Source organism: Nocardia sp. NPDC101769, assembly GCF_044766925.1.
Lineage (GTDB): Bacteria > Actinomycetota > Actinomycetes > Mycobacteriales > Mycobacteriaceae > Nocardia.
Genome location: NZ_JBIWMX010000031.1, coordinates 35,879 through 57,817, shown reverse-complemented (window position 1 = coordinate 57,817; position 21,939 = coordinate 35,879). Strand labels below are relative to the sequence as shown.

Annotated in this window: 18 protein-coding genes; 12 read left to right on the top strand and 6 right to left on the bottom strand. The window is 66.2% G+C overall.

The genetic code is table 11. The features are described 5' to 3' along the window. Positions 1 to 191: 191 nt before the first annotated feature. From ACIRRA_RS35620 to ACIRRA_RS35595, 6 genes are all read left to right on the top strand, one after another. Entirely contained in the window at positions 192 to 632 is a 441-nt protein-coding gene (locus ACIRRA_RS35620; protein ID WP_402777351.1) for a hypothetical protein, read from the top strand. Then, positions 629 to 934, top strand: coding sequence for a hypothetical protein (locus tag ACIRRA_RS35615; protein ID WP_357000110.1), 306 nt, complete (start codon positions 629 to 631; stop codon positions 932 to 934). The genes ACIRRA_RS35620 and ACIRRA_RS35615 overlap by 4 nt, the downstream gene beginning before the upstream one ends. 676 nt (positions 935 to 1,610) lie before the next feature. Continuing rightward, complete coding sequence (locus ACIRRA_RS35610; RefSeq protein WP_402777348.1) at positions 1,611 to 3,251, top strand: GMC family oxidoreductase; 1,641 nt, start codon at positions 1,611 to 1,613, stop codon at positions 3,249 to 3,251. A 7-nt stretch (positions 3,252 to 3,258) separates the two neighbouring features. Beyond that, positions 3,259 to 3,654 carry a hypothetical protein gene (locus ACIRRA_RS35605; protein WP_402777345.1) on the top strand — a complete coding sequence of 132 codons (396 nt, stop codon included), beginning with the start codon at positions 3,259 to 3,261 and terminating at the stop codon, positions 3,652 to 3,654. Between the two features lie 66 nt (positions 3,655 to 3,720). Beyond that, positions 3,721 to 5,145, top strand: coding sequence for a purine-cytosine permease family protein (locus ACIRRA_RS35600; protein ID WP_402777342.1), 1,425 nt, complete (start codon positions 3,721 to 3,723; stop codon positions 5,143 to 5,145). 61 nt (positions 5,146 to 5,206) lie between these two features. Beyond that, a complete protein-coding gene (locus ACIRRA_RS35595; RefSeq protein ID WP_402777339.1) occupies positions 5,207 to 6,709 on the top strand; it encodes an aldehyde dehydrogenase family protein in 1,503 nt (500 codons plus the stop codon). Positions 6,710 to 6,778: 69 nt separating this feature from the next. On the opposite strand, the gene ACIRRA_RS35590 is transcribed toward ACIRRA_RS35595, so the two are convergent. From ACIRRA_RS35590 to ACIRRA_RS35570, 5 genes are all read right to left on the bottom strand, one after another. Beyond that, positions 6,779 to 9,958: a protein kinase gene (locus tag ACIRRA_RS35590; RefSeq protein ID WP_402777336.1), complete on the bottom strand. Its 3,180-nt coding sequence runs from the start codon at positions 9,956 to 9,958 to the stop codon at positions 6,779 to 6,781. Positions 9,959 to 10,654: 696 nt separating this feature from the next. Beyond that, positions 10,655 to 11,056: a PPOX class F420-dependent oxidoreductase gene (locus ACIRRA_RS35585; RefSeq protein WP_357000085.1), complete on the bottom strand. Its 402-nt coding sequence runs from the start codon at positions 11,054 to 11,056 to the stop codon at positions 10,655 to 10,657. An 860-nt stretch (positions 11,057 to 11,916) separates the two neighbouring features. After that, a complete protein-coding gene (locus ACIRRA_RS35580) occupies positions 11,917 to 12,246 on the bottom strand; it encodes a YciI family protein (RefSeq protein ID WP_402777333.1) in 330 nt (109 codons plus the stop codon). A 25-nt stretch (positions 12,247 to 12,271) separates the two neighbouring features. Then, positions 12,272 to 12,946 (bottom strand): NADPH-dependent F420 reductase, encoded by a 675-nt coding sequence (locus ACIRRA_RS35575; RefSeq protein ID WP_402777330.1) that lies wholly within the window; start codon positions 12,944 to 12,946, stop codon positions 12,272 to 12,274. A gap of 163 nt (positions 12,947 to 13,109) precedes the next feature. Continuing rightward, positions 13,110 to 13,451 carry a putative quinol monooxygenase gene (locus ACIRRA_RS35570; protein WP_402777327.1) on the bottom strand — a complete coding sequence of 114 codons (342 nt, stop codon included), beginning with the start codon at positions 13,449 to 13,451 and terminating at the stop codon, positions 13,110 to 13,112. 90 nt (positions 13,452 to 13,541) lie between these two features. Between ACIRRA_RS35570 and ACIRRA_RS35565 the strand changes: the two genes are divergently transcribed. Then, entirely contained in the window at positions 13,542 to 14,447 is a 906-nt protein-coding gene (locus tag ACIRRA_RS35565) for a LysR substrate-binding domain-containing protein (RefSeq protein WP_402777324.1), read from the top strand. Between the two features lie 96 nt (positions 14,448 to 14,543). Here ACIRRA_RS35565 and ACIRRA_RS35560 read toward each other — a convergent pair whose 3' ends face one another. Beyond that, a complete protein-coding gene (locus ACIRRA_RS35560; RefSeq protein ID WP_402777322.1) occupies positions 14,544 to 15,269 on the bottom strand; it encodes a DJ-1/PfpI family protein in 726 nt (241 codons plus the stop codon). Between the two features lie 580 nt (positions 15,270 to 15,849). On the opposite strand from ACIRRA_RS35560, the gene ACIRRA_RS35555 reads away from it, so the two are divergent. From ACIRRA_RS35555 to ACIRRA_RS35535, 5 genes are all read left to right on the top strand, one after another. Beyond that, positions 15,850 to 17,130, top strand: a complete 1,281-nt coding sequence (locus ACIRRA_RS35555) for an NB-ARC domain-containing protein (RefSeq protein ID WP_402777320.1) — start codon at positions 15,850 to 15,852, stop codon at positions 17,128 to 17,130. Between the two features lie 110 nt (positions 17,131 to 17,240). Continuing rightward, positions 17,241 to 18,104, top strand: coding sequence for an isocitrate lyase/phosphoenolpyruvate mutase family protein (locus ACIRRA_RS35550; RefSeq protein ID WP_402777318.1), 864 nt, complete (start codon positions 17,241 to 17,243; stop codon positions 18,102 to 18,104). Positions 18,105 to 18,115: 11 nt separating this feature from the next. Continuing rightward, positions 18,116 to 19,393 carry an MFS transporter gene (locus ACIRRA_RS35545; protein WP_402777316.1) on the top strand — a complete coding sequence of 426 codons (1,278 nt, stop codon included), beginning with the start codon at positions 18,116 to 18,118 and terminating at the stop codon, positions 19,391 to 19,393. A gap of 191 nt (positions 19,394 to 19,584) precedes the next feature. Beyond that, positions 19,585 to 20,145, top strand: a complete 561-nt coding sequence (locus ACIRRA_RS35540) for a hypothetical protein (RefSeq protein WP_402777314.1) — start codon at positions 19,585 to 19,587, stop codon at positions 20,143 to 20,145. A gap of 137 nt (positions 20,146 to 20,282) precedes the next feature. Beyond that, positions 20,283 to 21,896, top strand: a complete 1,614-nt coding sequence (locus tag ACIRRA_RS35535; RefSeq protein WP_402777312.1) for an ABC transporter substrate-binding protein — start codon at positions 20,283 to 20,285, stop codon at positions 21,894 to 21,896. Positions 21,897 to 21,939 lie beyond the last annotated feature (43 nt).

Here is a 21,939-nt window from a genome sequence, read left to right as displayed (position 1 = left end):
AGGCGAGCATCGTGGCTACCTTCGCGTCGTTTTCTGTGTCGTCAGGACCTGCCGGCGGGAGTTCTCCGTGCTGGATGGGCTGTCCGCCGATGGGGTCGCTGACCGAAATCGGTTGGCCGTGTGGGCATCCCTTCGGTCGTATTCGTGGGCGGGGCCGGTCGGGTTGCTGCTCGAGGTGGCGGTGAGGCGGTATGAGGAGCGTGAAGCCGCCGACCCGCCACGACCCGTTCGAGGTTGTCCTGTGTGCTGTGTTCGGTATGTCGGCACTGGTGCAGTGTTTCCACGCTGGGCCTGCGAATTCCGTGGTCGCGGCCTTGCCGGCGGGATTGCGGGTGTTGTGGCTGGGGTTGACGCTGGCGGGTGCTGTGGCGACTCTGGTCGGTGTATTCGCCCGGCGGGTATGGGGTTATCTGGTCGAGCAGATCGGTTTGGGGGCGCTGGGCTGGTCGCTGGTGGCCTCCGGTGTGCAGCTGTCGATGATGCAGGTCCATCGGCAATCCATCAGTGCGGCCGCGGTCGCGGGTGGTGTGCTGCCCGTCGCGGTGGGTGTCGCGTTTCTGTGGAAGCGTCGGCAGCTGTTGCAGGACCTGAAGGCGTTGCACGCGATCCGTGACAGGAGGGCCGCCTCGTGAATGCGTTCGCGTCCTCGCCGTTGTTCTCCGCACTCATGCTGCTGGCCAGCTCTTCGGCGTTGTCGGCGGCGGTGACGGCGTGGTTCAAGCGAGGCGATGTCGATGCCAGCATGACCAAGAAGAAAGCCGACGCCGCGAAGGTGCTCAGCGATCTCGCCATCTCCGAAACCCAGCGGATGTCGGAGCAGATGGGCGAATTCCGGATGGCGTTACGCGCGCATCGGGAGTGGGACCGGAAAATGGTCGCCCGCGCACGTCAGGCAGGCATCGACTTCGACGACCCTCCCGAGCTGTACCTGTAACGAACCACCCTCTCGACGGCAACAGACCAGCAATGCACGCCAAAGAGCTTCCGGCACAGGTGATGCCGGGCAAGCCCGCAAGGCTCGGCCGCCGTCGATCCGGTCGGTGCGGCCCGCGCGGGCATCGGGCCGCCTTGCGTATACCGCGGCCAGGCGCAGAGCAAACACGGAAACCATTCTCTACCAATTGATTACGCCATATCCGCGCGATTTTCGGCGACGCTGCGCCTACCCCCTATCCTGCACGGCGGACCTGGAACACCGTCGACGAAGCTCCGACCGGACCACTGACCCACCACGGGCCGATACAGCACACTCCGGTTGACTCCGCCCAGCAGATCATTACTCCGACGGTGGCGGCAGAAGTTGGTCCGCGCGCAGGCATTGCTCGGGATTGTCCACATCGGTGTCACGGCCGGGCAGAAGGCTGTACTCGCCAGCTGAAAGCGGCAACCGTATTCCTCGTAGACTGACTGTGCTGGACCAGGACCGTCGCGCTACATGTGCGTTTCATCTCCTTGTGCGTTTGCGCGACACAGGTTCGCCGGTTTGTTGCGGATCGATGCTGGCGGGCGAGGTGTGACCCACGCATCATTGCTCGTGACTCCCCGAACCGGAGAAGGACCATGGGCGCGACCGGCTTCGGCTGGGCTCGAGCCGACCAGGAGCACAGCCGATGAACACACAGCACATCGACTACGACACCGCCGGAGGAGCCGACGTTCTCATCGTGGGCGCCGGAGCATCTGGCGGGGTGGCAGCACTCGAGTTGGCCAGCAGAGGCCTCGAGGTCGTGTGTCTGGAGCAGGGAGACTGGAACCTGCCCGGCGACTTCACCGGCGACAAACCGTCGTGGGAGCTCACCCGTCTGAAGCAGTGGAACTCCAGCCCGAATGTGCGTCAGAACCCGGCCGACTATCCGGTCGATGCCACCGAGAGCCCGGTCGAACCGCTGATGTTCAACGGGGTCGGCGGCAGCACGATCATGTTCTCCGGGCACTGGGTTCGCGCGATGCCGTCGGACTTCCGGGTCAGGACACTCGACGGCGTGGCCGAGGACTGGCCGTTCACCTATGAGGATCTGCGACCGTTCTACGACGAGGTCACCTACCGTGTCGGCGCGTCCGGGCTGGAAGGCGACCCCGCCTATCCGGATCCGCACACCTTTCCGCTGCCGCCGCTGCCGATCGGCAAGTACGGTCTGGTCGCGGCCAAAGGGATGGACAAGCTGGGCTGGCACTGGTGGCCGGCACCGAATGCCATCGCGTCGCGCAACTTCAAGAATCGCCCGGCCTGTGTGCGCTACGGCGCGTGTGAATCCGGATGCCCAACCGGCGCCAAGGCCAGCACCGACCTCACACACTGGCCCGACGCGATCGCGCTGGGTGCGGTGCTGATCACCGGTGCCCGGGTCAGCCGGCTCACCGTGAACGACCGCGGCCTTGTCACCGGTGCCGAGTACATCGACCGCGACGGGAGCCTGCAACACCTGGCGGCCCGGGTGACCGTGATGGCCGCGAACGGTATAGGCACACCGCGCCTACTGCTGAACTCGACCTCGTCGCTTTTCCCCAACGGCCTCGCCAACTCCTCCGGGCTGGTGGGCAAGCGTCTGATGACGCACCCGTACGCCTCGGTATTCGGCGCCTACGACGAAGAGCTCGAAACCTGGCTCGGCCCGGCAGGACAGGCGCTGCAGTCGATGCAGTTCTACGAGACCGACACCGACCGCGGTTTCGTGCGGGGAGCGAAGTGGAACCTGATGCCGACCGGTGGCCCGCTCGCCCACACCCTGTGGGAGCGGGGCCGGGACTGGCGTGGGAGTTTCGGACCCGCCTTCCACAGCCGCCTCGAGCGCACATTCGGGCGCTACACCGAATGGGGGATCACCACCGAAGACCTGCCCGACGAGGACAACGTGGTCGTGCTCTCCCCGGACCTCACAGACTCCGACGGGATCCCGGCCGCGAAGATCCGCTACACCATCGGTGAGAACTGTGAGCGAATGATCGAATTCAACGTGGAACGGGCGATCGAGGCGCATCAGGCCGCCGGGGCTGTCGAAGTCCACCCGATCCCAGTGGTACGCCACAGCGCCTGGCATCTGCTCGGCACGGCCACCATGGGCACCGACCCCGCCACCTCCGTCGTCGATCAGTGGGGTCGGGCACACGATGTACCCAACCTGTTCATCATCGACGGCAGCGTCTTCGTCACCTCCACGGGCGTGAACCCGACCGCGACCGTCATGGCGATTGCTCTGCGCTCGATGCGGCACCTCGCCGAAACCCGCCACAGCATCCAGACCGCGTTCTAAGGAGAGCATGATGCTCGATTCCGACCAGCGCCGCACCTTCGCGTTTCTCGCCGACACACTCATTCCGGCGTCCGGCTCCATGCCCTCGGCGAGCGCCGCCGGAGTACCCGACGCGTTGCTCGACCAGGTTCTCGGCTACCGGCCTGATATAGCAGAGGCATTCGCCGCCGCGGTTGTCTCGTGCACCGGCAAGGACCCCGAAGCCGCTCTCGATGAGCTCGCCGCGCACCGGCCCGACCAGTTCGAGGCGCTGACGGTGCTGACGGCGGGCGCGTACTTCCTGAGTCCCGCCGTGAAGGCCGCCATGCCCTATGCCGCGGCACCGCGTCCGGCCCGCGATGACATGGATTCCTACGTCGATCTTCTCGCCGTCGTTGTCGAGCGCGGCTTCGTCATCCGCTGATCAAGCCCGTCGCGGCCGAAACCACGATCTCCCAACCTGCCCCGGGTCCTGCGAAAGGCAACGCCAGTGAGTGAAAATCACAGCGGGCGTGAAGAATCCGTCTCCACCATCGAATCGGCCACCATCCAGCCGATCCCGGCCGACCAGCGCCACGGGCGCAACCGGGACATGTTCACGATCTGGTTCGGAACCAACATCATGATCCTGGCGGTCGTCACCGGGGCGTTGTCGACGACCCTCTTCGGGCAGCCCGCCTGGTCGGCCGCGCTGGCGATCATCGCAGGAAATCTCTTCGGTGCGATCTTCATGGCGCTGCACTCTGCTCAGGGGCCGCGGCTGGGTGTTCCGCAGATGGTGCAGACCAAGGGTCAATTCGGTTCGCTGGGATCGATTCTCGTCGTCGGAGTCGTCGTCTGCATGTACCTCGGGTTCTTCATCTCGATTCTCGTCTTCGGCGGACAGTCGCTCGCTTCGGCCATACCTTTCCTGAGCGGTAAGGCCGGCATCGTGGTGCTCGCGGCGATCAGCGTCTGCGTGGCTATCTGGGGTTACACCCTGATCCACGCCTACGCGCGCATCATGACGTTGGCGTCGGGGCTGGTTCTGCTGATGGCGTTCGTCTGGGCGTTCGTCGTCCACTCGGTGCCCGCTCACTTCTTCAGCACGGGCACCGCGACGCCGGCCGGTTTCCTGAGCACCTTCGGGGCGTGTGCGGTGTGGCAGATCGCCTATGCCCCATACGTTTCCGACTATTCGCGCTACCTGCCGGCAAAGACGGGCTCGAGGCCGGCGTTCTGGATGAGCTACTGGGGCACCAGCATCGGCTCGATCCTGCCGATGTTCCTCGGGGCAGGCGTCGGATTGCTGCTCCCCCACACCGACCCGGTTGTCGCCCTGACCCAGGCCACCGCGGGGATCAGCGTCGTGGTGGTTGTGGTCTTCGGCATCGGAGTCGCCGCCACGAACGCGATGAACCTGTACTGCGGCACGCTGTGCACGATCACGATTGCGCAGACGATCTTTCCGCGCTTCAATCCACGCGGCCGCGAACGTGCTCTGGTCGCCACCGGACTGTGCGCGCTGGCCTCGAGTGTCGCGCTCACCGGGGGCAGCGACTTCGTCGCCACCTACAAGAACTTCCTGATTGTGCTGCTGGCTTCGCTGGTCCCGTGGACCGCCGTGAATCTGGTGGACTACTACCTGGTCCGGCATGGGGATTATGTCGTAGAAGATTTCTACAAGCGCGACGGCGGTCGTTACGGCCGGGTCAACTGGCCTGCGGTCGGCTGCTACCTCATCGGTGTCGCTGTACAACTCCCGTTCATGATCATCGGAACCGTCTACATCGGACCGATCGCCAAAATGCTTGGCAACACAGATATCTCGTTCATCGTTGGATTGGCTGTCGTTTCACCGCTGTACTACTGCACAGCCACAGCTCTTGCTCGCCGCAGGAATCGTTCCGCCGCATTTGTCGACTCGGCGACGTGACCGAAACGAAGAACCTACCTACAGGCGCCGGACCGGGCGCAGAAAGTGCAGGCGAATGATCATGGCATCAACTGAAATTGGGCGATTCACCGTTCGGCGTCCCTCTCCGGATCAGATCCGGGTCGCTGACGTGCCGCCCGCAGGCCACTTCATCGGCGGATCTTTTGTCCGGGGCTCGTCCACGGAGGTCATCGACGTCCTCGATCCGACCACGGAAAAGGTCCTCGGATCCGTCCCGGCAGGAACCGTCCAGGATGTCGATTCGGCCGTGCAGGCGGCCGTCGAGGCTCAGAGATCGTGGGGCTGCACCACACCGAAGGAACGATCCGAGGTGCTCTCTCGGATCGCGGACATCGTAGAAGCCAACCGCGAGGTACTGGCGGTGCTGGAGTCCGCGAATACCGGCAAACCCTGCGGTATCGCCGAGGACGATGTCTCCAACACCATCGACACGTTCCGGTTCATGGCGGCGGCGGGGCGGACGATGACTTCCCCGGCCGGTGGAGACTATGCGCGGGGACACACCTCGGTCATTCTCCACGAACCGGTTGGAGTGGTCGGGGTGATCACGCCCTGGAACTATCCGCTGCTGATGGCCGCCTGGAAGATCGCCCCCATTCTTGCCGCCGGAAACAGCGTGGTGCTCAAGCCCTCCGAACAGACGCCGCTGTCGATACTGAAGCTGGCCGAGCTCATCGCCGGGCACATTCCCGACGGGATCGTCAATATCGTGACCGGCCGTGGCCGGACAGTGGGACAGCGCCTGGCCGAGCACCCCGACATCGCACTTGTCGCGGTGACGGGAAGTGTTCTCAGTGGCCAGGCAGTCGCAGAAACCGCCTCACGTTCGGTCAAACGCGTCCACCTCGAGCTCGGCGGCAAAGCACCCGTCGTCGTCTTCGCGGACGCCGACCTCGGTGCGGCCGCGGCCGGAGTGCGCAACGCCGGATTCTGGAATGCGGGCCAGGACTGCGGCGCAGCCTGCCGGGTACTGGTGCACGAATCGGTGGCGGAAGAGTTCACCGAACTCCTGGTTCGGGAAGTAGGCAGCCTGGTAGTCGGCGCGCCAGCCGCCGGGAACGACATAGAAATCGGTCCTATGGTCTCCCGCCCACACTTCGAGCGCGTACGGGACTCGCTGGCCGAGGCGACGGCGGCCGGCCTTCACGCGGCCATCGGCGGCGCGGTCCTGGACGGCCCCGGCTACTTCATCGAACCGACCGTGTTCAGCGGGGTGCCGGCGGGGGCGCCGATCACCCAGCAGGAAATCTTCGGTCCCGTCGTCACGGTCGAATCGTTCAGCACCACCGACGAGGCGGTTGCGAGGGCCAACGAGACACCGTATGGACTCTCGGCGTCGGTATGGACCCGGGACGTGGGCCTCTCCCTCAGCGTGCCCAAGCGGCTCGACTTCGGCACTGTCTGGGTCAACTCGCACCTCGTGTTCGCATGCGAGGTCCCGTGGGGTGGGTTCAAGGGATCGGGCTACGGGCGCGACCTCTCGCTCTACGCGCTCGACGACTTCTCCCGGACCAAACACGTCATGATCAACCACAGCGCTTGAGCCCTGGATACGGCGTTGGAAGTTCGGCCGACGAGACGCAGCACCCGAACATGGATCATGTGAACGAACTCAGGGTGGTCCTGCGCCTGCTGCGACCCACCTCGCGATCTGAGCCCGCGAGGTGAAACCCAGCTTCGTCAGGATGTGCTCGACGTGTCCCTCCGCAGTGCGCCGTGAGATCATCAAACGACCTGCGATTGCGCTGTTGGTAAGGCCTTCGGTTACTAGTTCGGCGATCTGTTGCTCGCGTTTGGTGAGGATCGATGCTGCCCGGTCGGCGGGCGATGGGAGGTCTTCTCCGAGGCCGAAGGCAACGGCCATGGCGAAACTCATCGCACCGCCCTTCTTCTGAGCTTTGCCGAATTCTCGTGTTCCGAGAGTCTCCTGTGCGCGGCGCTCACATGCTTCGTGATGGGTGGCCAGGTTGGGGAACAGGATGGAGGAGCTACCTGCGGCCCGGCCCAGCGCTTCAGCAGCACCCATCAATACAGAGGCGCGGCGGACATCATCGCGATCCGAAGCGATCCATGCGAGAGCTTCCAAACTGGTTGCAGCGATGAGTGGATCATCTACCGAGCGAGCATTACGAAGGCTCTCCTTCAATAGATCCGTGGCTCGGTCGAGCGCACCCTGCCTCCAGACGGCCGTACCCATTGCCCACAGCAGCCAGGAGCGAAAGGACGTCTCGCCTCCGCGAGAGTCCGCGAATGCCAGCGTCTGCTCGTGACAGGCGACCGCACGCCGGAGATCCCCGCTGAGTTGGTATGCCCACCCCAGCAATAGGGAAGAATCCATTCGTAATACGGGATCGGGATCACTCCAGCCTGTGACCAGTTCTCTGGCCTCCTCGAGGCGGGCGACCGCATAGCCGAGATCGTCGCTGACAAGCGCAGCGTAACCGTCCGCAACTGCCGCCCAAGTGGCGATCTCCGGACCGGCCATCTGCCTGGCCAGCCCCCTGAGTTCTGCCACTCGCGCTGTCGCCGCGGCCAGGTCCGCCTGAGCCGCGGCAAGCATCCCGGCCGAGTAGATCGCCTTGGCGCGATCTCGACCTTGTCCGACGGCCGAGTGGGCCAGAGTTCGGTCGAGCCAGCTGCGGCCCTCGGTGATTCGGCCACCCATGTACCAGAACGAAAACAGAGCTGCTGCGATCCTCATGCCGCCGGCACTGGCTTCGTCGAACTCCATTGCCTTGCGCAGATTCGGCAGTTCCCGCTTCAGGCGAGAGTCCCACTCGAGTTGGCGGGGACTGATCCACTCAGCCTCCGAGTCGAACGCCAACCGCTCGTACCAATCCCGATGCCGGCGACCGATCTCCCGGTCCTCACCTGCCTCCTCGAGCTTTCTCCTGCCGTAGTTCTGCACTGTGTCGAGCATCCGAAACCTGACCGCGCCACCGGATTCCTCCCGGATCAGGATCGACTTGTCCACCAACGCGAACAATACGTCGAGCAGGTCGGGGTCGGGTGTGGCGGTGCCGCACACCTGTTCAGCTGCGTCGAGGTCGAAGCTGTGAGCGAAGATCGACAGTCGCGACCACAGCTGCTGTTCGCGTGGTGTGCACAGGTCGTAACTCCAGCCGATGCACCACCACAGAGTCTGCTGGCGAGTCGGGACATCCCGAGTGCCCGCTGTAAGCAGGGTGTACCGGTCGTCGAGCCGTCGCAGGATCTGACCGGTGGACAGCACGCGCAGCCGGGCCGTGGCCAGCTCGATCGCCAATGGCAACCCGTCCAGCCGGGCGCAAATCCGGGCTACGGCAAGCCGGTTGTCTCGAGTCAGCTCGAACCCGGGTACCACCGCCGCCGCTCGTTCGATGAACAATTCCACCGCATCACATCGGGATGCTTCTTCCAGCGTGGGCACCCTGGACGGATCCGGAAAACCCAGTGGCGTCACCGGCAACACGGATTCGCCGCCGATTCCGAGGACCTCGCGGCTGGTGGCCAAGATCGACAGGTTCACACAGGCCCGCAGTAGCGACTCCGCGAGGTCCGCGACCGCCTCCACCAGGTGCTCGCAGTTGTCGAGCACCAGCAAAAGTTTGCGTGTCGACAGGAACTCGACCAGTACCTCCCTCGTCGGTCTGTCGGCCAGGTTCCGCACACCCACGGAACGAGCCACAATGTCGTCCACCAACTCAGGCTTGTCGATGTCGCCGAACTCGACCAGACGCACCCCGTCTGTGTAACTGCCGCGCAACTTGCTCGCCGCCCGCATCGCGAGCCGCGTCTTGCCGACCCCACCGATGCCCGTCAGCGTAACCAGACGCGATTCCGACAGCGCCTTCTTCACCTCGGACAGTTGTGCCCTCCGACCGACGAAGCTTGTCAGTTCCAACGGAAGGACACCCGTATCCCGCCCGCGACGACGCTGTCCCCGCGTCGGTACGTGCACGTCCCGCACGTTGTCGGGTTCACCGCGGATGGTCATCTCCTCGACGGAGTACCCGTGGTCGCGCTGGATATGTTGCAACTGCTTACCGAAGGCGATGGCGGAGGGGCGCTGCGAGGGATCGCGGTCCATCGCGGTCTCGATTGCCGCGCACACGTCGTCGGGGATCCCGCCGGTGCGCAGATCCGGCACCGGTTCGCTGGTGATCCGCAGAAACTGCGCAATGACCTGTTCCCCACTCCGGCGTTCGAAAGCGGCATGTCCGGTGAGCGCACAGAACAACGTGCTTCCGAGTTCGTACACGTCCGACGCCAGACTGGGCGGATGGCCTTCGAGAACCTCGGGAGCAGCAAAAGCCGGCGACGCCATGACCGTTCCAGCCGCGGTCTCGAATCCGCCGGGGATATGGGCAATGCCGAAATCGCACAACGCCGGCTCGCCGTATTCGGTGAACAGGATATTCGCCGGTTTGACGTCACGGTGCACGATACCGAGCCGGTGCGCCGTCTCGAGCGCCCCGGCCAACTTGATCCCGAGCCGCAGCACCTCGTCCACAGGAAGAGGGCCGTCCCTGCGGATCCGGGCCTCGAGGGATCCGCGCTCGTGGCACTGCATCACCAAATACGGTCTCCCGGACGAGATCTCGCCGATCTGCAGGACCCCGACGATGTTCGGGTGGCCGGTCAGTCGCCCCATCGCGCGTTGCTCCCGCAGAAATCGCGCTCTGCTGTCGTCGTCCGGTTCAGCGCTGGTGAGCACCTTCACCGCGACGACGCGATCCAAGTCGCGCTGGGTGCAGCGGCAGACCACGCCGAACCCGCCCCGCCCGATCTCCTCGGCATCCTCGAACCCCACCGAACTCAGCTCCGCGACTGGTAGAGCCGTTATATCCCGCTGTGTTCTGAGGGGGTCAAACTCGACCATGTGGGTCACCTGCGATTCACGCCCCCCGGAACTCCTACGATTCACACCCCCCCGGAACCCCCACAATAGTCCGTTGTGCTGCGGAAGGACCTGATCAGGTGGACCGCTCAGGTGCGTTGCGTGCAGCGTTGAGGTGAATGATGCGAGCGCGAGACCAGTTCCGAGATCTTGCCCAGCGGTTTCAGAACTTGCCTACCGTGACTTTTCGGCCGACTGGACTCCATGGGTCGTAACGACCTCATCATCAGTCGGCCACGATTGGGCACCGACCGGTTGAGAAGGCCGACCGATTGGTATGCGCTGAGATGTCGGCGCAGCACACGACCCCCGACGGCTGAGCCGATACGAGGGTCTCGCCCCACGTGCACTACCGGGACGCTGGGGCGAGACCCTTGTCCATCCAATGTGGCCAGCGGGGGATGCGCGCGTGCAGCGTGAGCGGGATGTGATCGAACGCCGACACCGAGCCGGGCGCCGAAAGACACTGTGCCGCTACCGATGCCGGCCAGATGGTGCTGGTTGAACTCACCAGGCTCAACCGCCACGAGCTCCACCAGGATCAGCCGAGCGAAACGACCGCTCGAGCCCGCATCGCATGACCCCCAAGGGGCTTGGGGGCGCGACTACTCAGCTGTTGGGCGTACGACTGGTGAAATCGAAGGAGCCGCCGTCGATGCCCCAGGAAATGATCCGTTCGGGATGGATCCGAATGATCGAGCGCTCCTGTGGAGGGAACGGCGGCTCCTGGTCCTCGAGCGCCTCGGCCGTGCCGCGCACCTCGATGCCGCGAATAACGTAGGGCTCCAACGAGACCTGCTGGTCGACGACGAACGACACCCGACTGCCCGCCTCGACGTTGCGGTACTTACGGCTGGCGTGCATGCGCATACCGCCGATGTCGATGGTGCCGTCGGCATTCACCCGATAGCTGGTCGGGTTGTTCTGTACAACGCCGTCGGGCGATACCGTGGCCAGCCGGCCGATCCCGGCCTCAGCGAGGAACTGCTGCTCATTCGTAGTGAAAGTCACCAGCGAAGCCTAGCGGGATGGCTCGGCAGCGACGATCCGTCCTTTGCTCTGTTCGGGTACGCATCGTGTTCGGAAGACGGTCGGTCAGTGGTCGGGAGCAGGGTGATCCAGCCGGCCCGAATCTCGCAGTTGATTCGGAGATATCCGCGACCCTCCGTGCCTGGGCACTCGCGATTCGTGCGAGCAGCGCGGCGTACGGCACGACCTTCTTCTCCGGCGAATGGGGCTTCTACGGCGATCCCAGCGAGCACGACAAGACGCATCGCTATGCCGCGCAGGAGGATTCGCACCGGATCGGCGGCACCCTGTCCCTGAGCGAGTTCTGGGCGTGGTCGGTGAGGCCGATCGTCCGGTCTGCTTCGGTGTGCGCCGACTCGTGCTCGTCGGTGTACTCGAGTTCGGCAGGAACATTCGGCAAAGTCCCCTCAGGTGTGCAGTGTGGTCACCTGGTAACGCCATGTCATGGCGGCCGTGTCCCGCGATGGGCTTCCGGGGAGACGGCGACTACCTCGGCCGCATCCCCCGCTGGCCACATCGGATGGACAAGGGTCTCGCCCCAGCGTCGCGGTAGTGCCCGTGGGGCGAGACCCTCGTATCGGCTCAGCCGTCGGGGGTCGTGTGCTGCGCCGACATCTCAGCGCATACCAACAGGTCGGCCTTCTCAAACCGGTCGGTGCCCGATCGTGGCCGACTGATGATGAGGTCGTTACCGGCTCCCCATCCCGTCCGCCCTCGGCGCTGGAATGTTCGGAAACGATCGGTCAGTGGCCGGGCGCAGGGTTTCCTCGCCGACGACCCTGCGATCACACGCACCCGATACATGAGCGGTGTCGGCCACCACCGGGCCGGCGTGGCGGGTGTCAGAGGACAGGCGGGATCGTCGTGATTCCCTGCACCCCGGCTGCGGCGAGCCAGACGCTCGCCGTTGCGGTCGCGGTGGTGGGGGTCATCTGGATGATGTCGTAACGGGCCGCGCCGGCCAGGACGAACGGATCGGTCTGGGTGATCTTGTCGATGGTGTCCAGGTCGTCGCCGATCGCCAGGATCACGCCGCCGGTCCGGGGGATCTGCCGTCCGGAGAGCAGGAATGTGCCGTCGTGATAGTGCCGCTGCAGGTATTGCTGGTGATCCGACATCAGCCCATCGATCTTGTCCAGGCCTTCGAGGTAGGTGAGTATCAGAATGAACATGTTCGCTCCCGCAGGGTAGTGGGTGTCAGTTGTCTTGTCCCAGCAGGCGATAGGCCACCCGGGGGTAGTGGTCGTAGCGGACGGCGATCTCTCGCGACAGCAGGGTCATGCGTTCGATGACCCGGTTGTTGCGCAGCGCGCCGCCGTCGAGAACCCGGAACGGCAATGGACCGAGCAGTCGCATGACGGTGGTCTTGGCGGTTTCGTTGTCGCCGGTCACCAGGAGGTCGCTGACGCCCTCGGGGAACTGCGGCTGGTCGAAGACGACCCAGAAGATGTTCTTGAATGCGCCGACGACGTGGGCCGTAGGGATGACCTCGGCGAGCCGTTCAGCGGCCGAGGTGTCGTAGCCGGTGGTGAAGTCGGTGAAGTCCGGTGTGAACGGATTCGCGAGCTGGACAAGGATCTTCCCGTCGAGAAGCTGCCGGTGGCGGTCGACGAATTCCAGCTCGTCCTGATGCCAGACCGCCAGGAAGACGATGTCGGCCCGCTCGATGGCGTGGTCATGAGTCGAGGGTTGGACCCGGTCACGCAGGTCGAGCTGCCGGATGGCTTCGGCGCAACGGTGCTCGTCGCGGCTGGCCCACAAGATGTCGCCGTAATGCTGGGAAAGAGCGGTGACCAGCGCCTTTCCCATGCGGCCGGTCCCGATGACGGCGAAACGTGGCGAGGAGTCCACGGGGCGGTTGGGGATGGACAAGGGAATCTCCAGTCGATGATCGATGCGCTGCGCATCCCGGCGCTGCAGGTGCGCACTCGGAACAGGTCATTGCGGTGGTCCGCCGGCAGATTTCGAGAGCAGCGGTCGGCCGGGGCGTAGGTGGTTCGGATAGCGGGTTCGAGCGGGCCCGTCACCCAGCCGGCTACACCTCCTGTGGTGACGGCGAAAAGCGAGGCAGCGGAATCACTCCGAGCTGCTCGGTGGTGTCGAGGGCGCCCTGGCTGTCGGCTGCGAGCCAGTGGGGGAGTCGGGCGACGAAATCGGCCACCGCGGGCAGCGTCATGTGGGCGTCGAGGGCCTGCTGGTCCGCGTAGCGTTCGAACAGCAGAAAGCGGTGCGGCACAGTGCGATCGCGCCAGATGCCGTACTCGAGCACGCCCGGTTCGAGTGCGGCGGAGGCGACGAGAACATCCAAGGTCCGCTCGAACTCGGCCACATGCTCGGGCTGGATCTCGATACTGGCCGACAGCTGAATGTTTGACATACCTGCACGTTAAGCGCCGATGTGCCGGGTTCGGAAAGATCGATTTCCGCTAGACTCAGCACCGATCGTTATCAATCGACGAAAGGCGCGATGGCCCCGGACACCTCGAGCCTGCGGTACTTCCTCGTCGTAGCCCAGGAACGCAACTTCACCCGCGCCGCCGCCCGCATCGGCATCGCCCAGCCGGCCCTGAGCGCCCGCATCCGCCGCCTCGAAGCCGACCTCGGCACCCAACTGCTGACCCGCACCACTCGCAGCGTCGCATTGACCCCGGCCGGTACAGCTTTGGCGGACTCCGCCCCCGCCGCCCTGGCCGCCCTGGACCGGGCTTTCGACACCGCACGCCGAGTAGGCCTCGGCGCCGCAGGTCCACTCCGCATCGGCTACAGCGCCAGCGCAGGCTCGGAAACCGCCCCGCTCCTGGTCGAAGCCCTGCGCCGAGACGCACCCGACCTGCAAATCATCGCAGCCCCCATGCCGACCCCGGACATCTCCACCGCCGTCGCCCAGGGCCGACTCGACGTCGGCATCACCCGAGCTGAACAACCGGGCACCGGAGTCCGCCGATTCCCCTTGCGCCGAGAACGAATCGGCGTACAGCTGTCCCTCTCCCATCCCCTGGCTGCCCACGTCGACCTCGACCCCACCGACCTCGTCGCCTACCCCATCCAACTGCACGACCGCGCTACAAACCCGCCACTGCACGACGCCCTCGTCAACCTCTTCCGCGATCTCCCGATCCAACCCCAATTCGTCACTCCCACAGTCGCATTCGACATGTCCCAGCGGGCAGTCCGTACTGGCACGACGATCTCTCTGGTCGGCGAGGCGGCACTGTCGGCGCACCCGCCCGGCCTCACCTGGCGTCCCCTGCGCGGGGTCGCGCCTCTCATCATCTGCCTGGTGCTTCCACATGTGCTGATGCCCATCCATCGGCGAGTGCGTACGTTGGCGAAAAGCCTTGCCACCGAGCTGGATTGGCTGACAGCCGAATAGCGCGTTCCCTGAGGGTTCGGGCCCGGCAGCGCGACGAACCGTGCAAGAGGGGTGCGGCAGGTGTGGCGCAGGGTGTGCGGGTGGATCGAGATTGGGTCATCGGGTCCAGATCGGCCCACGTGCCTCGTATTCCAGGATCGCCTCGACGCGGGTCGCGGTTTCGGCGCTCAGCTCGCGGCGCACCAACCAGAGGGCCAGGTCGATCCCCGAGGTTATGCCGCCCGCTGTCACCAGATCGCCGTCGTCGACGACGCGTGCCTCGGTAAGGACGCCACCTTGTTGCTTCAAGGTGTCGAGAGCACCGTGATGGGTTGTGCAGGGGCGGCCGTTGACCAGCCCGGCTGCACCCAAAAGCAATGCGCCGGTGCACAATGAGCTGATCATCAGTCCGGCGCGGGGTGCGGCTGCCAGGGCTTCGGGCAGGACGCCACGATTGATCTCGGCCCAGACGCCCGGCGCGTCTCGGTGTGTGTAGCCGCCGCCGGGTACGACGAGCACATCGGCGTTCTGGGGCGCCCATGGCTCGGTGACTTGCACGACGGTGCCGTAGGAAGCGCGGATCGTTCCGGGTTGACCCGTGGTCACGTACCGCAGGTCCACGCCGCGCTCGGCGAGCATGGCGGCGAGCGAGAACACCTCGAAGGGTCCGATGAAATCCTGTTCTTCGACACCGTCGAACATGACGATATGGACGCGTAGCGGCCCGGTCCGGCTTTGTCCGTCCGCCTTCGCTTCCGGTGCGGCGATCTTGGGTGAGGCAGCTGCGAAGGTGGCGGCACCTCCGGCGGCCATCAGCGCTCGCAACACAACTCGTCGTTCCAATTGTCTTGTCCTCCAGTCCTTCTCATCCCAGATGGCGGTCATCAGTGGGTGCTGTCCAGGGTGGGAGCGGCCGCCGTGATGACGTGTACGGGGGCGGCGGCCACCAGTACCAGGTGTCCCAGTGGTGCAGCATGGTCAGATAGTCGGCGGGCGGATTGTTCGGGTTCCACGAGCGTCGTCCGGATCTGCGCGCGCCGATCAGCCTGATGAACTCGGCTGCGCCCCAATGCGTTTTACCGACAGTAATTCGATTTGAGGGGATCGGCATGCCTGCCGAGTCAGCGTTACACACGCTGTCGTCTACCGAACGATGGTCCGACACCAGGTGTTCAATCTTTGATCCCACGATCATCCTGGACATTCGCGGCGCATGGGGGCACCCGGATGCTCCGGAGCGTCAGCTCCGCACGAAATTTCGGCCTCAGGGGTGTCGAATCCTGCGGTCGTGCGACTGGGAAGATGGTTGTCGCTGATGGGAAGACGAGAGAAACCCCTCCGGACACTCTCAGGGCCATTGTCCACCTTTGCCGGAGACTTGCGCAAGCTCCGCGTGGCGGCGGGAAGCCCCTCGTATCGCCAAATGGCCAGTGTGGCACTGTATTCGCCCTCCGTTCTCTCGGAGGCCGCCAGCGGGCATCGCCTGCCGAGTCTGCCGGTCGCGCTGGCGTTCGTCCGGGCGTGCGGCGGGGACCCGCAGGAATGGGAGCAGCGCTGGCGGGAGATCCACGGCGACACCGAAATCGACAGCGCGGCGGCGGTCCCCTCGGCTCCGGTCGCCGCCGATCCGGCGCGGGCCGCATCGGAGCTGAAGGTGCGTCCGGCCCAAATGCCCATCGGGCCACACGATTTCGTGGGCCGAGCCGCCGAGCTGAGACGGGCCTCCGAGGTGACCGGTGGACCGGGGGATCTCCGGGTGCCCCTGGTCATCCGCGGCCCGGCGGGCATCGGAAAGACCACCTTCGCCATGCGATTCGCCCGGCGGTTGGCTTCGGATTTCCCGGGCGGGCAGCTGTGGGCGGACATGGGCGCCGACGATGTGCAGCCGCTGGACGTGATGACCGGGTTTCTGCTCGCGCTCGGAGTGCCCCCTGAGCAGATTCCGCCCGACGAGATGGGCCGGGTGGGCCTGTACCGCTCGACCCTCGCCGTGCAGCGGGTGGTGGTGCTGCTGGACAATGTTCGCGACGAGCCGCAGGTGCGCCTACTGCTGGTCCGCTCGTGCACCAGTCAGATCCTGATGACGAGCCGATCGCGACTGCTGGGTCTGGAGGGCATCCGCCGCATCACACTCGCGCCGCTGACGCCCAAGGAGTCGGTGGAGCTGCTGCGGCTGCTGATCGGCGCGGACCGCGTGCGCGCCGAACTTCCGGCGGTTCTGCGGATCGCGCAGTTCTGCGCGCATCTGCCGCTGGCCCTGACGATCGCGGGTCGTAAGATCGCGGCGCAGAAGTACCGGCCGCTGAGCGAGTTCGCCGCCCACCTCGACAGTGGTGTGGAGATCGCGAACTGGCTGTGGATCGGCGACGTCAGTCTCGTCCAGTCGGTGCTGCCCGCCTACATCTTGCTGCCGCCGCTCGCCCAGCAGGCCGTCCACCGGCTGGCGGTGAGCACCGACGAGATCACCCCCGGCGCGCTCGCGAAATCGCTACAGGTGTCGATCGATTCGGCCGAGTACGCGATGGACGCGCTGATCGACGCCGGGCTGCTGTACCGGATGCGGGATTCGGGGCGGCATGTCCTGCCCGCTCTGATCGGGCGGCTCATCGCGCAGGAGACCAGCCGGCTGGCGCTGCGTCGGGAAGTGGACACCGTCGAGCTGCCGGTGCTGCGCTACGCGCCGGCCGATGCGCCGCGGTATTGACGTTCGATTGTTCGGAATGTGCACGCGCCCAGCGGAAATGGGGCAGTCGAACGGTAGCGTTCGGCGCGTCACTCCGCTGCGAAGCGGTACTCGAGCGTTAGGAGTCGCCCATGACCACCGGCAACGACAGGCCACGTCTGGCGGAGCAATTCCGCGCTATGCACGCCGACGCGACCCTGGTGCTCCCGAATGCGTGGGATGCGCTGAGCGCGGCCCTCATCGCGCGCGCGGGCGCGCCGGCCATCGCTACCACCAGCGCCGCCGTGTCGTGGGCGCTCGGCCGCGGCGACGGCCAGCAGCTGAGCCGCGCCGAGATGGTCGAGCAGGTGCGCCGCATCGCCGACGCCGTGACGGTGCCGGTGAGCGCGGACATCGAGGGCGGCTACGGTCCCTCGGCCGAGGAGGTGGTCGACACCGTCGCGGCGGTGATCGAGGCGGGCGCGGTCGGGGTGAATCTGGAGGATTCCCGCACCGGCGGCGGCCCGCTGTTCGAGATCGCGGAGCAGTCCGCTCGGATTCGGGCCGCTCGGGCGGCCGCCGAGGGAAATGGATTGCCGCGGTTGGTGATCAATGCCCGTACCGACGTCTACCTGTTCGGCATCGGCGCACCGGAGGACCGCTTCGACGAGGTGGTGGCGCGGGCGCACGCTTATGCCGAGGCGGGTGCGGACTCGTTGTTCGTGCCGGGCCTGCTCGACCTCGACGTGCTGCGGGAACTCACCGGGAAGACGCCGCTGCCGGTCAACGTGATGGTCGGTGCCGGCGCGCCGGCGGTTGCCGAGGCCGGCGCGCCGGCGGTGGCCGAGCTGGCCGCAGTCGGTGTGCGGCGCATCAGTTTCGGGCCCGCCGTCGCGCAGGCCGCCTATGCCCGGGTGGCGGCGGTGGCCGCCGAGGCGCTCGGAGCCGGTACCTACTCCGCCCTCGCCGACGGGCTGGACTTCGGCGTCGTCCAAGCGCTGTTCACCCGAGAGTGAGGTGACCGACCATGAGCGAAGTAACCACTCCTGAGCGTCCGGCCGTGCTGACGGTGCTTCGCGAGACCCCGGCTCCTGTTCGCTTCCTGCTGCTGGGCGTGCTGATCAATCAGCTCACCGCGTTCGTGCAGACCTTTCTGGTGCTGTACCTGACCCACCGCGGCTTCTCGGTCGGGGCAGCGGGAATCACCTTGGCCGCCTACAGCGCCGGGGCCGTCTTCGGCACCATGCTCGGTGGTGAACTGACACAGCGGCTCGGCCCGCGGCGCACCATCGTGGCGGCCATGACCGGTTCGGGAATCCTGCTCGCGGCGGTGCCGCTGGTGAGCCGGACCGAGATGCTGCCGGTGCTGGTGTGCACGGTGGCGGCGGCAGGTCTGATCGGGCAGGCCGCTCGGCCCGCGGCGGCGGTCCTGCTGAGCGATCTGATGCCGTCGCGGCACCGGGTGATGGCCTTCTCGATGATGCGGATCGCCATGAATATCGGTGCCGCAGTAGCGCCGTTGGTCGCGGCGGGCGTCATCCTGCTGAACTGGAACCTGCTGTACTGGCTGAACGCCGTGGCGGCGCTGGCCTACGCCGCCATCGCGCTGACCCTGATCCCCGCGGTGCACGTGGCCCATGAGCAACCGGAAGAAGCCGCGTCGCAGCGGAATTCGGGGTACGGGGTAATCCTTCGCGACCGCCGCTACGGCCTGTTCCTGATGTCGGTGCTGATCGGCACGCTGATCTACGTGCAGTACACCGTAGCCCTGCCGCTGAATCTCGTGCGCGACGGCCGCTCCACCGCGTGGTACAGCGCGGTGCTCGTCACCGCCTCGGTGGTGCTGATCGCCTTCGAACTGAAGATCACCTCGTTCGTCGTGCACCGCCGCGGCGATCTGGTGGGTGCCGTGGGCACCGCCATCATGGGTGCGGGCGTGGCCGGGTACGCCCTGATCGGGTATGCGGTGCCGCTCGTCCTCCCGGCCACGGCGGTGTTCGTGCTGGGCGTGATGATCAACGGGCCCACCATGTTCGCCTATCCGAGTTCCTTCCCGGCCAGTGTGAAGGCCCGCTATGTCGCCACGCATCAGGCGGTGTTCGGGCTCGGTCTGGCGGTGGGCCCGATACTGGGCGTCGCGGCCTGGCAGTGGCTGGGTACCGGGATCTGGCCGCTGTGTGGGGCGCTGGGATTGTTCGCGGCGTGGTGCGCCTACGCGGGGATGCCCGGCCGGACGGCCTCGGATGCCGAGCCGGAGACCGTGGTCGACGTGGCGGCGGGCGAGGCTCTGACCGAGAGCGCGTGAGGCCGGCGACGGAGCGCTGATCCGAGGGCACCGAAAGGCGGTGGCGGCCGACGCCACCGCCTTTCGTCATGTCCGGCCTGTTCGCGATTTGGTGTTCGAGCTGGAAGGACGCTGTCGGACAACATTTTCCGGCGCTTGACTGGCCACAGACATCCGTCCGACGCCTGGCGTGTGCGAAGGGACAACATGCTATGTCCGCCGACATTGGGAAATTGCCGTCGACCACCGGGCCGGACCGGGCGGCCCAACCGGCCCTGCGCTGGGTCGCGGGCGGCGCGGTCTTCGCGCTGGCGCTCGCCGTGTGGGGCTCCACCCACGTGCACACCGGTCCGGTCGTGCGGGAGGCCGCCCTGTTCGTCCATCTCGCCGCGCTGGTCGTCGGGCTCGGTGCGGTGCTCGTCGCCGACTATCTGGGCCTGCTGTGGCTCGCCGGTCGGGTGGCCCTCGCCGAGGTGGTTGCCGGAACCCGCCGGCTGCATCTGCCGATCTGGATCGGCCTGTGCGGCCTCGTGATCAGTGGCATGTTCCTGTCTCCCGACCTCGCCGCCGCGGCCACCCGGGTGAAACTGACCCTGGTGCTGGTCCTGGTCTGCAATGGTGTGCAGGCGCTGGCGCTCGGGCGGCGCATGGCCGCGGCGAGCTCGGGCGCAGCGGGCGGGCTGGTGTGGCGCGGGGCCGTCACGGCCGTCGTATCGCAGGGCTGCTGGTGGGGCGCGATGTGGATCGGATTCATCACCGCCGAGCACAGTTGACCGGAATTGATTGTCCTGCTTGCCGACTCGTGTCGGCCAAACCGGTGGCTCTGCTCGACTGGGAGCGAATCCGCCCGTTCCGGTACAACCGGCCGGGAGTTGCCGCGGATTCGTCATCCTGGAAAGGCAGTAATCCGATGCGCTCGTCCCGAATACTCGCCTGTGCCGGCGCCGCGGTCCTCGCGGTCACCCTGGTCGCAGGCTGTAGCGCCGGCTCCAAGGCTCCGGCCGCGGTGGCGGACTCGATCAGCCTCAACACCACCGAGCCGGAGAACGCGCTGATCCCCGGCAACACGACCGATGCCGGTGGCTCGAAGATCCTGCGCACCCTGTTCAAGGGGCTGGTCGAATTCGATCCGCACACCGCGGCGCCACACAATGCCGTCGCCGAATCGATCACGACCACCGATCAGCGGGTGTTCACCGTCACCGTGAAGCACGGCTGGACCTTTCACGACGGCACCCCGGTCACCGCGCACAGCTTCGTCGATGCGTGGAACTACACCGCGTACGGCCCGAACAATCAACAGGGCGCGTCGTTCCTGTCGATGATCGAGGGTTACGACAAGGTGCACGCCGTCGCCGATCCGTCCTCCGGACCCCGCCAGCTGAGCGGGCTGCACGTCGACGACGACTATCACCTCAGCATCACGCTCGATCGCCCCTACCCGGCGTTCGTCACCCGCCTGGGCTACCTGGCCTTCTCACCGCTGCCACAGAAGTTCTTCACCGACAGAGCCGGTTTCGAGCAGCATCCGGTCGGTGACGGCCCCTTCGAGTTCGTCTCGCACAAGACGGGCGCGGATCTGGTGGTTCGGCGCTACGACCGCTATGGCGGCGAGCGCAAGCCCGCCATCCGGGAGGCCGAATTCCGTTTCAGCACCACCCTGGACGCCGCCTACGCCGACGTGGTCGCCGGCAAGCTGGACTTCCTCGAGGTGCTGCCCGGCTCGGCACTGGTCGACAGCCGCTACAAGAAGGACCTGGCCGGGCGCTTCTACAGCAAGCAGGGCTCCGGGCTCCAGTCGCTGACCTTCCCGCTCTACGATCCTCGCTACGCGGATCCGCGAGTGCGGCAGGCGATCTCGATGGCGGTGGACCGCCAGCATGTCATCGACACCGTGTTCACCGGCGACCGCACCGCTGCGCTGGGCCTGGTGCCGCCCACCGCCCACGGCTCGACCACCGGACAGTGCGGCGAGTTGTGCACCTATCAACCGGACAAGGCCCGGACCTTGTTCGAGGCCAGCGGATTCCAGGGCGCGATCAGGCTGGAATCGAACACCGACACGGCCAATGAGAAGTGGCTGACCGCAGTGTGCGCGTCCATCACGACGGCGCTGGGCCGCGAATGCACCTTCGTCGGGGTGCCGACGCTGGGCGAGTTCCGGCGCAGCATCGACGCGCACCGCATGTCGACGATCTACCGCACCGGCTGGGTCGCCGACTACCCCTCGATCGAGAACTTCCTCAACCCGCTGTACCGCACCGGCGGCTCGGCCAACACCGGCGGCTACTCCAACCCGGAGGTGGACGCGCTGCTGGCCCAGGCGGACGCGACCGTGACGCAGGACGATGCCGACGCGCTGTATCAGCGGGCCGAGCGCCTGGTGTTGCAGGACATGCCCGCGGTGCCGCTGGTGATCCCGGGCACGCAGTCGGGATGGTCGGCGCGCTTGCGCGACGTGACCGTGACGCCGTTCCGCGATCTGGACCTGGAGACGGTGACGATCGCCGCCGAGAAGTCCTAGGCGGCTGCCCTCCGAAATACGCCCCGGGCGAGCAGAATCCCTG

Excerpts from the sequence above, each read along its gene's own strand:
- ACIRRA_RS35540 (WP_402777314.1), top strand. The coding sequence starts at position 19,585 with ATGTCCGCCGACATTGGGAAATTGCCGTCGACCACCGGGCCGGACCGG.
- ACIRRA_RS35620 (WP_402777351.1), top strand. The coding sequence starts at position 192 with ATGAGGAGCGTGAAGCCGCCGACCCGCCACGACCCGTTCGAGGTTGTC.
- ACIRRA_RS35550 (WP_402777318.1), top strand. The coding sequence starts at position 17,241 with ATGACCACCGGCAACGACAGGCCACGTCTGGCGGAGCAATTCCGCGCT.
- ACIRRA_RS35570 (WP_402777327.1), bottom strand. The coding sequence starts at position 13,451 with ATGTCAAACATTCAGCTGTCGGCCAGTATCGAGATCCAGCCCGAGCAT.
- ACIRRA_RS35595 (WP_402777339.1), top strand. The coding sequence starts at position 5,207 with ATGGCATCAACTGAAATTGGGCGATTCACCGTTCGGCGTCCCTCTCCG.
- ACIRRA_RS35580 (WP_402777333.1), bottom strand. The coding sequence starts at position 12,246 with ATGTTCATTCTGATACTCACCTACCTCGAAGGCCTGGACAAGATCGAT.
- ACIRRA_RS35610 (WP_402777348.1), top strand. The coding sequence starts at position 1,611 with ATGAACACACAGCACATCGACTACGACACCGCCGGAGGAGCCGACGTT.
- ACIRRA_RS35565 (WP_402777324.1), top strand. The coding sequence starts at position 13,542 with ATGGCCCCGGACACCTCGAGCCTGCGGTACTTCCTCGTCGTAGCCCAG.
- ACIRRA_RS35605 (WP_402777345.1), top strand. The coding sequence starts at position 3,259 with ATGATGCTCGATTCCGACCAGCGCCGCACCTTCGCGTTTCTCGCCGAC.
- ACIRRA_RS35555 (WP_402777320.1), top strand. The coding sequence starts at position 15,850 with ATGGCCAGTGTGGCACTGTATTCGCCCTCCGTTCTCTCGGAGGCCGCC.
- ACIRRA_RS35545 (WP_402777316.1), top strand. The coding sequence starts at position 18,116 with ATGAGCGAAGTAACCACTCCTGAGCGTCCGGCCGTGCTGACGGTGCTT.
- ACIRRA_RS35535 (WP_402777312.1), top strand. The coding sequence starts at position 20,283 with ATGCGCTCGTCCCGAATACTCGCCTGTGCCGGCGCCGCGGTCCTCGCG.